An 8,911-nucleotide genomic window follows, 5' to 3' on the forward strand; every position below is an offset into this window, starting at 1 on the left:
TGGCTGGGGGATGTGGCCGTGGTGGCCTGGTTGGAAGAGGAGACCGTGAAGGTGGCCTTGGCCAACGGGGGCCGTTCCCGGGTTACCATCACCCTGTCTCCAGAGGGCTGGGATCAGCGCTGGCGTCCCTTCTTTTCCGACCGCACCATTGTCGTGCCCGCCCGCACAGTTGTGATCGAGGCCTTTCACCTCAACTCCACCTGGCGCGGCGAGCCCCTGGCGGTGCGCTTGAACGCCTGGGATAGGACCGCGGTGGTGGACGTGCAGACGTCAGAGATCTTCAGGCCCCAAGCCTATGTGGTGCGCGCCCAGGATGAGGTGCAGGTGTTTGTTGATTTGGGCTTCCTGGCTGCGGAGCGGGGCGGCGCGTACCTGGTTGTGGATGAGAACTACTGGGGCTTTGGTGAAGGTGATGTGGGGGAAATCGCAGTGGACTCGGTGGAAGGCGGGTTCTTCTTCTCGCCGGTGCGCCGGCGGGTGGAGTGGATGGACCCCTACATGGTCCTTTCCATGCGGGCTCCCCGGGCCCAGCGCGGGGTAACCACCTTCACGTTCAACCTGTACAAAGTCCAGGAACGGCCTGAACAGCGCTATCTCGAGGAGGAAGTTGCCGGGCCGACCATTTTGGTTTACGATAGGTCCATGGCCTATCAGGACAACACCCATCTGAGCTCACCGCCTGCTTTGAACCGGAATTGGCGGCGGTAGTGAGTGGATTGCAGTACCCTCCACTTCGGCGGGCCGTGGCCCGCCAGGTGGAGGGTTTTGCTGTCTAGGGGCGGCAGGGAGAAGCAAACTATTGTGGAATAAAGGAGGGTACCGCGGTACCGCGGCCCCAGGGAGGTGCAGATTGTTGGGCAAGGTTGATTTTGTCATCATCACCGGTCTATCGGGGGCAGGCAAGACGCAGGCCATGAAGGTCCTGGAAGATCTGCAGTTTTTCTGCATCGATAATCTGCCGCCTGCCCTTTTACCCCGCTTAGTGGAACTGCATGTGCAGAGCCAGAGCGCCCGCCAGTATGCCATCGCCATCGACATTCGGGTGCGCGAGTATTTCAGCGATTTGCGCCGCTCCCTGGAATGGCTGGAGCGCAGCGGGCATTCCTACAAGATCATTTTCCTCGACTGTTCCGATGCGGTATTGGTGAAGCGCTACAGCGAAACCAGGCGCCTGCACCCGCTGACCAAAAGTGAAGGCGGAACGCAGAGTATTTTCCAGAGCATCGCCGAAGAAAGGCGCCTCCTGGCGGACGCCCGGGAGATGGCCGATGCGGTCATCGACACATCCGAGCTGCGCCCCATGGACCTGCGGGTGCGCATCAACGAGATCTTCGCGGGTGCACCGCTGCACGAATCTGTGTTTGTAGATCTGTTCTCCTTTGGGTATAAATACGGTGCGCCCATCGATGCAGATATCGTGTTCGATGTCCGCTTCATCCCCAATCCTTTCTATGTGGATGAACTGCGTTCCCTTACGGGCCAAGATGCGGCGGTTGCGGAATACGTGCTGCAGTGGCCGGCGACGCAGGAGTTTCTCGAGAAGTTCGTCGACCTCATCTGCGAGCTCCTGCCCAACTATGCCCGGGAGGGGAAGGGACGCTTGACCGTCGCCATCGGCTGCACTGGCGGTCAGCACCGCTCGGTGGCCATCGCCAATGAGCTGGCCAACCGCCTGGAGGCGCGGCGGATCAAGGTCCGGGCCAGGCATCGGGAGCTGGGGTGGAGCGTATCGTAAGCCGGAGCAACGAAGCTGAAGGGTGAGTCTATGGATCGCGCTGAAAGAATGGGAACGGAAAGGGTTCTGCCCCTGCTGGTGAAGTTCTCCCTACCGGCCATTGTGGGGATGCTGGTGCAGGCCCTTTACAACGTGGTGGACCGCATTTTTGTAGGTAACGGCGTGGGCCCCCTGGGTTTGGCGGGCCTATCCTTGGTTTTCCCCATCATGCTGGTGCAGATGGCCTTCGTGATGCTGGTGGGTCTGGGCTCTACGGCTTTGATCTCCATCCGCCTTGGGGAAGGCCGCAAAGAGGAAGCGGAGAAAATCCTGGCCAATGCCCTGGGACTGCTGTTGCTTGTGGCTCTAGCGGGAACGACGGCAGGTATGCTTTTCCTAGACCCGGTGCTGAGGTTCTTGGGGGCCAGCGAGGCGGTGATGCCCTATGCCCGGGATTATCTGGGCATCATCTTCTACGGCGCCATTTTCCAAGCGGTGGCCTTCGGGCTCAACCACATGATCAGGGCCCAGGGCAGCCCCGCTGTGGCCATGGGCAGCATGCTTATCGGTGCCATCTCCAACACGATTATGGATGCCATTTTCATCCTCTATTTCGGCTGGGGCGTCAAAGGGGCGGCTTTTGCCACCATTTTGGCCCAGGCCTTCTCCGCGACCTGGGTGCTCTCTTACTTCCTGCGGGGCAAGAGCCAGCTGCGCTTGAACTTCCGGGCCGTGCCTAGACTGGAACTCCCCATCGTTCGGCAGATCGTCTCCCTGGGCTTTGCCCCCTTTGCCATGCAGCTGGCTTCCAGCGTGCAGAACTTCATTTTGAACCAGAGTCTGATCCGCCACGGGGGAGATCTGGCCATATCCGCCATGAGCGTTGTCTTCAGCCTGAACACCCTGTTTTTCATGCCCATCTTCGGCATCAACCAAGGGGCTCAGCCCATTCTCGGCTACAACTACGGGGCTAGGCAGTATGATCGTGTCCGGCAGGCCTTTTTCTACGCGGCCGGGGCAGCCACGCTCATAGTCAATCTAGGTTTTCTAGCTACCAGGCTCTTTCCGGTGCAGCTTGTTTCCTTGTTCGGCAGGGGAGATACCGAGCTGATCTCCTTGGGTGTACAGGCGGTGAGTACCGTCATGATCTGCATGCCCGTGGTGGGCCTGCAGATTGTGGGGGCCAACTTCTTTCAGGCCTTGGGCAAGCCCAAAAAGGCGGCCCTCCTTTCCTTGAGCCGCCAGGTGCTGCTGCTGATCCCCCTGCTTTTGATCCTGCCCCGGTTTTGGGGACTTTCTGGAGTGTTTGCCGCCTATCCCCTGGCTGATGCAGGGGCCACGCTGGTTACTTCCCACCTGGTCTGGCGGGAACTGCAAGCATTAGGTACTGCCCCCGGGGTTGTGCCAAGTGAGGTGAAACCATGAAGATCTATCTGGCCCAGGAGAATCCAACGGTGGGGGATATCCAGGGGAATCTAGCCAGGCTGCGCCAGATTGTGCAGGAGAACCAAGATGCAGATCTGATCGTTTTTCCCGAGCTTTACCTGGCGGGTTATCCCCCCGGCGATCTGCTCCTTGGCCAAGGCTTCTTAGCCCGGCTGCGGGAGGCTGCCGGGGCCCTGGTGGAGTTCTCCCAAGGGTATCCCGAACTAACCTTGGTTGTGGGTACGCCTTGGCAGGAAGGGGAGAAGCTCTACAATTCAGCCCTGGTGCTCAGGGGCGGTGCCATCCTGGGCGTTCAGCACAAAAGGCAGCTCACTTCCTTTAGGCTCTTTAACGAACCGCGCTATTTCAATGCCGGCCGGGACAGCCTGATCATCCCCGTTCAGAACCGCGCCCTGGGTATTGCCCTGGGCTTGGAGCTGGATAGCAGGCTAGCTCTGGAGCTCAAAAGGCAGGGGGCCGACCTGGTGATCAACCCCCGGGCCGTACCCTTCCAGGCAGGGGAAGAGCAGCAGCGGCTGGAATCCCTCCGGCAGCTGGCGGCAGAGGTGGGCCTGCCCCTTGCCGCCGTGGGCCAGGTGGGGGGCAATGATGGACTTATCTTTCCCGGCGGGAGCCGCGTTTTCAATGAGCAAGGTCAGCTCTTGGCCGCCCTGCCACACTTCGCGAGCGGAGGGGAACTGGTTGATCTTGAGGCCCCAGACAAGCCGCTGGCGGAAGGTGCCGGGGATGAAACCACCTGGATTTACCAGGCCTTGGTTTTGGGTCTGCGGGATTATATTAACAAGTGCGGGATGAAGCGGGTGATCATCGGCCTTTCGGGAGGCCTGGATTCCGCGGTGGCCGCCTGCATCGCAGCTGAAGCAGTGGGGCCCGAGCGGGTGTGGGGGATCACTCAGCCCGGCCCCTTCTCCAGCCCCAAAAGCGCCCGGGATGCGGAGGCTCTGGCCCGCAATCTGGGCATCAGATTTGATGTTTTGCCCATCACCGAGCTCTACCACGCTTTCTTATCTTCCTTGGAGAAGCATTTCGCCGGTACTGAGCCCAACGTGGCTGAAGAAAATATCCAGGCTCGGCTGAGGGGTGGGCTTTTGATGGCCCTTTCAAACAAGTTTGGAGGGCTTGTGCTCTCCAACAGCAACAAGAGTGAACTGGCGGTGGGTTACTGCACCCTCTACGGAGATATGTGCGGCGGCGTGGCGGTGCTGGCTGATGTGTACAAGACCATGGTTTACCAGCTGGCGCATTACATCAACCGTGGGGGGGAAATCATTCCCGAGAACACTATCACGAGACCCCCTTCCGCGGAGCTCCGGCCCAACCAGCGGGATGAAGACTCCCTGCCCCCCTACGCCATCCTGGACGGGATCCTCGCAGCTTACCTGGATGAGGGTTTGAGCCCCGAGGAGATTGTGGCCCGGGGTTATGCTGAGGATACGGTGCGCTGGACAGTTAAGGCGGTGGAAGCCGCCGAGTACAAGCGGAGGCAGGCGGCCTTGATCTTGCGGATCACAACGCCCAGCTTGGGCTGGGAACGCCAGATGCCCCTGGCCGCCGTGAAGGCCCTGTAAAGGAGGCCCCCAAGAAAACCCATGAAGGAAATTACCGTGATTTACGAGGATAATCATCTGTTGGTGGTGGTAAAACCCCCCAACCTGCTCTCCCAGGCCGATCGGACGGGTGACCCGGATCTGCTTTCGCTTCTCAAAGACTATGTGCGGGAGCAGTACAACAAGCCCGGTAACGTCTACCTGGGCCTGGTGCACCGCCTGGACCGTCCCGTGGGCGGGGTGATGGTGGTGGCCAGGACTTCCAAGGCGGCCAGCCGCCTATCGGCCCAGATCAGGCAGGGGTCCTTCCACCGCAGTTATCTAGCGGTGGTCCACGGCTACCTGGAAAGCCTGGAGGGTACCCTCAGCGGCTATCTGCTCAAGGACCGGGAGCAAAACCTGGTCAGGCAGGTGAAACCGGGAACCAGGGGGGCCCAAAGAGCCCAGCTCCATTACCAGGTGGTGGGGATGCAGGGCGGGCGCAGCCTGCTTCGGATCAAGCTGGAAACCGGCCGCTCGCACCAGATCAGGGTCCAGATGGCGCAGCTGGGCCATCCCCTGGTGGGGGACCGGCGCTACGGGCCCCCCAGCCGGGAGCGGCAGATCGCCCTCTGGGCGGAAGAACTCAGCTTCAGGCACCCCACCACGGACGCGCTTCTGGAGTTCAGGGAGCCGCCCCCCCGGGTCAGGCCCTGGGCCGCCTTCCAGGATGTTTTAGCTTTCAACTAGAAAAGGGAAAAGCCCAAACGCTTTCATGGCGCTTGGGCTTTTTTGGGCTTGGGTTCCGTCTATTCTTCAGGTAAGTACGCCCGGAAGGTGGCAGAGACGGTGGCTGTGATCTGCAGCTGGCCGGGGGCGAAAGAGCCTTCCTGGGCGGACATGGCCTCCAGGCCCATGCTGCTGTAATCGGTTCCGTAGTAGTAGGTTTCTTCCACCGCCTCCAGAATCAGCTCCTGGGCAGAGTTGGCCTCGGCGATGATGCCCGCCTTCCACCAGACCTCATCCATGGCCCGCTTGAACGCTTCCTCCTTGGGGCGGCGGTAATCCTGCACGCCGTAGCTGAGGCCGTAGATGATGTTGGCCCCCGCCTGGGTTGCTTCATCCAAGAAGGCCGCTACCCGCGTGAGGTCAAGGATCTGCACCTCAAACACGTGCCGCACGGAAAAGCCCGTGGGAACAAACTGGCCGGTTTCCTCATCCCACTGCTCGTTCTGGTACATGGTGAACTCTGAGGTTTTCACCAGTTCCGGAGCGGTATACTTGGAGAAAACCTCTAGGAGCCGCTCCACCGCTTCGTTGCTCTGGCCGAGGGCTTCTTGGGCCGTCTGGCCATCGCTCTTGGCCCCCACCCACAGCTGGGCCTTGGTGGGTGGAACCGTGACCACCCCTGAAGCTTGAACCTGGATGGTAAAACTCCTGGGCGAGGCGCTGGCTGCCGCCGTAAAGGTCAGGAGCAGCACGAGGGTGAGCATCAACAATACACTGCGCCGCATGGCTTTCACTTCCCTCTCTCGGTGTTATTATACCCTTCGGGCAGGTCTGTTCCTTTGTGGGGCACTGATCCGCATGGAGTTGAGCACTGCCAAAAGGGTTACTCCCACATCTGCAAACACGGCTTCCCAGAGGGTGGCCAGGCCGAGGCCGCCTAAAAGGAGCACCGCGAGCTTGACCACAAGGGCCAAAGCGATATTCTGCCGCACGATGCGGTTGGTGTTCCTGGCTGTCCGAACGGCCTTGACCATATCGTAGGGGTCATCATTCACCAGTACCACATCGGCCGTCTCGATGGCTGCCTGGGAGCCCAAGCCCCCCATGGCCACGCCCACATGGGCGGCGGCCAGGGCCGGGGCGTCGTTGATCCCATCCCCCACGAAGGCGACCTTGCCGCGGCGGGTCTGCCTGATACGCTCCAGCTCCGCCGCCTTTTCGTGGGGCAAAAGCCCGGCGCGCACTTCATGGACACCCAGTTTGCTTCCTATCTCTTCCGCCACCGCGGGGCTGTCTCCGGTGAGCATAACCACTTCCATACCCAGGGCCTTGAGCTCCGAGACCGCTTGAGCTGCCCGTTTCTTGGGGGCATCCACCAGGGTGATGGATCCCCCGTAGCGGCCATCGACAGCCACGTGCACACCTGAGTGCCCCTGGTCCTGGGCTACCTGGATGCCCTCCTGCTCCAGCAGCTGCCTGCTGCCCACTAGGATCTCCCGGCCGTGCCAAGCTGCCTTAACGCCAAAACCGGACAGCTCTTCTACGCTGGTGATCCCTGCGGTGTCCACCGCACCGCCGTAGGCCCTGACGATGGACTGGGCCAGGGGGTGGGTGGAAAAGACTTCGGCATGGGCCGCCGCCTCCAGCACCTCTTCAGCGGTAAAGGGTTCCTGGGCTGTGATCGCTTCCACGCTGAACTGGCCGGAAGTGAGGGTTCCCGTTTTATCGAAAACGACGGTACCTGTTTCGTGCAGAGCCTGCAGGTAGTTGCTGCCCTTGACCAAAACTCCCTGCCGGGAGGCCCGGCCGATACCCGCGAAAAACCCCAGGGGAATGGAGACCACCAGTGCGCAGGGGCAGGAGATCACCAGAAAGACCAGGGCCCTGTAAACCCAGTCTTTGAGCAGGCCGCCGAAAAAGACGGGCGGGATAAGTGCCATCAGCGCAGCCAGGCCCACCACCGCGGGGGTGTAGTAGCGGGCGAAGGTGGTGATGAAATCCTCAGTGGGTGCCTTGCGGGCCGCTGCGTTTTCCACCAGTTCCAGGATGCGGGCGGCGGTGGAGTCTTTGGCCAGCTTCTCAGTGGCAATGGTCAAAAGGCCGCTGAGATTCACAGAACCGGCCAGTACCTCTTGCCCGGGCTCAACAGCCGTGGGCAAACTTTCACCGGTGAGGGCGGAGGTGTCCACTGCGGAGGTTCCCGAGAGCACCCGGCCGTCCACGGGAATGCGTTCACCGGGCCGCACCACCACCACATCTCCGATCCGCAGGTGGGCGGCGGGTACTTCCCGAATCGCTTCCCCCTCTTTGAGGTGGGCGGTTTCCGGTGTAACGGCCAGCAGGGCAGCGATGGAGCGGAGGGAGCGGTCCACCGCCAGGTGCTGCAAGAACTCACCGATGCGGTAGAAGATCATGACCGAAGCGGCTTCGGGGAACTCGCCAATGGCCACCGCCCCCGCAGTGGCTATGGTCATGAGGAAGTTCTCATCGAAAACCAAGCCCCTGCGCAGCCCGCCCAGCGCGGTCAGGATGATTTCTGCCCCCGCGAGGAGGTAGGCTGCGAGGTAGAGGGCCGGTTTGGAGGGGGCGGGGACCAACAGGGCAGCAAGGAAGCTCGCAATCCCCAGGGCCAGGCTGATGTTGCGGGGGGTAAGGAGTGCGGGCTGGCTGCGCTCCAGCTTCTGTTCGGAGACGGTGATCCCCGGTTCCACCTGGGCCACTGCGTTTTGCAGGGCCTGCTTCACCTCTTCTTTGCTCCTATGGCCCACTTCCAGGAAAATGCGGCTGGAGGAAAAGTCCACCACTGCCTCCTCCACCGCTTCCAGCGCCGCCGCGGCTGTTTCGATCTTGGCCGCACAGGCGGCGCAGTCTAAGCCTTCTAGATGGTATACCAGGCGCATGTGTTCCACCTCAATTGCGTTCTTGAATGTGCTGATACCCTTGGTCGAAAATGGATTTGACGTGATCGTCGTCCAGGGAGTAGTACACTACCCGTCCTTCCCGGCGAAACCGCACCAGTTTAGCCTGCTTCAGCACCCGCAGCTGGTGGGAAACGGCCGACTGGGTCAGCCCCAGCAGGTGGGCCAGGTCGCACACGCACATTTCCGATTGGAAGAGGGCGTAGAGGATGCGGATCCTTGTGGTATCGCCAAAGACTTTAAAGAATTCAGCGAGCTCAAAGAGGTCTTCTTCCGCGGGCATGCCTTGGCGCACCCTTTCCACCACATCTTCATGGATCACGGTCACATCGCAGGAGAGGTTTTCCTCGCCTGACATGTGCTTCCCCCCTTCCGGTGATATCTGAGCACTTGTTCATATATTCAGCTATAGTATACTCCTCGGTCCACTTTCTGTCAAATCGAGTAGGTAGCCGCTAGGTGATCAGCCTAGCGGCTTTCCTCTCACAGAACGGTGCGTACGGGCCGCGTACACCGCTCCTGAAGAATCTACCGCCGTTCGTAGAACTGCGACACAATACCAACACTGTACTTCGTTA

Annotated in this window: 8 protein-coding genes; 5 read left to right on the plus strand and 3 right to left on the minus strand. The window is 60.8% G+C overall.

The window, feature by feature from the left end:
• The 5 genes from ACE4YL_RS11185 to ACE4YL_RS11205 all read left to right on the plus strand — a co-directional run.
• Positions 1–708: hypothetical protein (locus tag ACE4YL_RS11185; protein WP_461367154.1), on the plus strand; the 708-nt coding region annotated here is incomplete at its 5' end.
• A 145-nt stretch (positions 709–853) separates the two neighbouring features.
• Positions 854–1,735 carry an RNase adapter RapZ gene (gene rapZ / locus ACE4YL_RS11190; protein ID WP_461360096.1) on the plus strand — a complete coding sequence of 294 codons (882 nt, stop codon included), beginning with the start codon at positions 854–856 and terminating at the stop codon, positions 1,733–1,735.
• 30 nt (positions 1,736–1,765) lie between these two features.
• The gene (locus ACE4YL_RS11195) at positions 1,766–3,139 is read left to right on the plus strand and encodes an MATE family efflux transporter (RefSeq protein ID WP_461360097.1); all 1,374 of its coding nucleotides are present in this window, start codon (positions 1,766–1,768) and stop codon (positions 3,137–3,139) included.
• Entirely contained in the window at positions 3,136–4,728 is a 1,593-nt protein-coding gene (locus tag ACE4YL_RS11200) for an NAD+ synthase (RefSeq protein ID WP_461360098.1), read from the plus strand. The genes ACE4YL_RS11195 and ACE4YL_RS11200 overlap by 4 nt, the downstream gene beginning before the upstream one ends.
• A 21-nt stretch (positions 4,729–4,749) precedes the next feature.
• Complete coding sequence (locus ACE4YL_RS11205; RefSeq protein WP_461359015.1) at positions 4,750–5,436, plus strand: RluA family pseudouridine synthase; 687 nt, start codon at positions 4,750–4,752, stop codon at positions 5,434–5,436.
• A gap of 59 nt (positions 5,437–5,495) precedes the next feature.
• On the opposite strand, the gene ACE4YL_RS11210 is transcribed toward ACE4YL_RS11205, so the two are convergent.
• From ACE4YL_RS11210 to ACE4YL_RS11220, 3 genes are read right to left on the minus strand one after another with little or no spacing between them, the layout of a single operon-like run.
• On the minus strand, positions 5,496–6,200 hold the full coding sequence (locus tag ACE4YL_RS11210) for an SIMPL domain-containing protein (protein WP_461359016.1): 705 nt from the start codon (positions 6,198–6,200) through the stop codon (positions 5,496–5,498).
• A gap of 27 nt (positions 6,201–6,227) precedes the next feature.
• Positions 6,228–8,315, minus strand: a complete 2,088-nt coding sequence (locus ACE4YL_RS11215; protein WP_461359017.1) for a heavy metal translocating P-type ATPase — start codon at positions 8,313–8,315, stop codon at positions 6,228–6,230.
• 10 nt (positions 8,316–8,325) lie between these two features.
• Entirely contained in the window at positions 8,326–8,691 is a 366-nt protein-coding gene (locus ACE4YL_RS11220; protein ID WP_461359018.1) for an ArsR/SmtB family transcription factor, read from the minus strand.
• Positions 8,692–8,911: the final 220 nt, after the last annotated feature.

It is taken from the genome of Candidatus Darwinibacter acetoxidans (assembly GCF_041936445.1).
Taxonomy (GTDB): domain Bacteria; phylum Bacillota; class Limnochordia; order Darwinibacteriales; family Darwinibacteriaceae; genus DTU010.

Excerpts from the sequence above, each read along its gene's own strand:
- ACE4YL_RS11210 (WP_461359016.1), bottom strand. The coding sequence starts at position 6,200 with ATGCGGCGCAGTGTATTGTTGATGCTCACCCTCGTGCTGCTCCTGACC.
- ACE4YL_RS11215 (WP_461359017.1), bottom strand. The coding sequence starts at position 8,315 with ATGCGCCTGGTATACCATCTAGAAGGCTTAGACTGCGCCGCCTGTGCG.
- ACE4YL_RS11200 (WP_461360098.1), top strand. The coding sequence starts at position 3,136 with ATGAAGATCTATCTGGCCCAGGAGAATCCAACGGTGGGGGATATCCAG.
- ACE4YL_RS11220 (WP_461359018.1), bottom strand. The coding sequence starts at position 8,691 with ATGTCAGGCGAGGAAAACCTCTCCTGCGATGTGACCGTGATCCATGAA.
- ACE4YL_RS11205 (WP_461359015.1), top strand. The coding sequence starts at position 4,750 with ATGAAGGAAATTACCGTGATTTACGAGGATAATCATCTGTTGGTGGTG.
- ACE4YL_RS11195 (WP_461360097.1), top strand. The coding sequence starts at position 1,766 with ATGGATCGCGCTGAAAGAATGGGAACGGAAAGGGTTCTGCCCCTGCTG.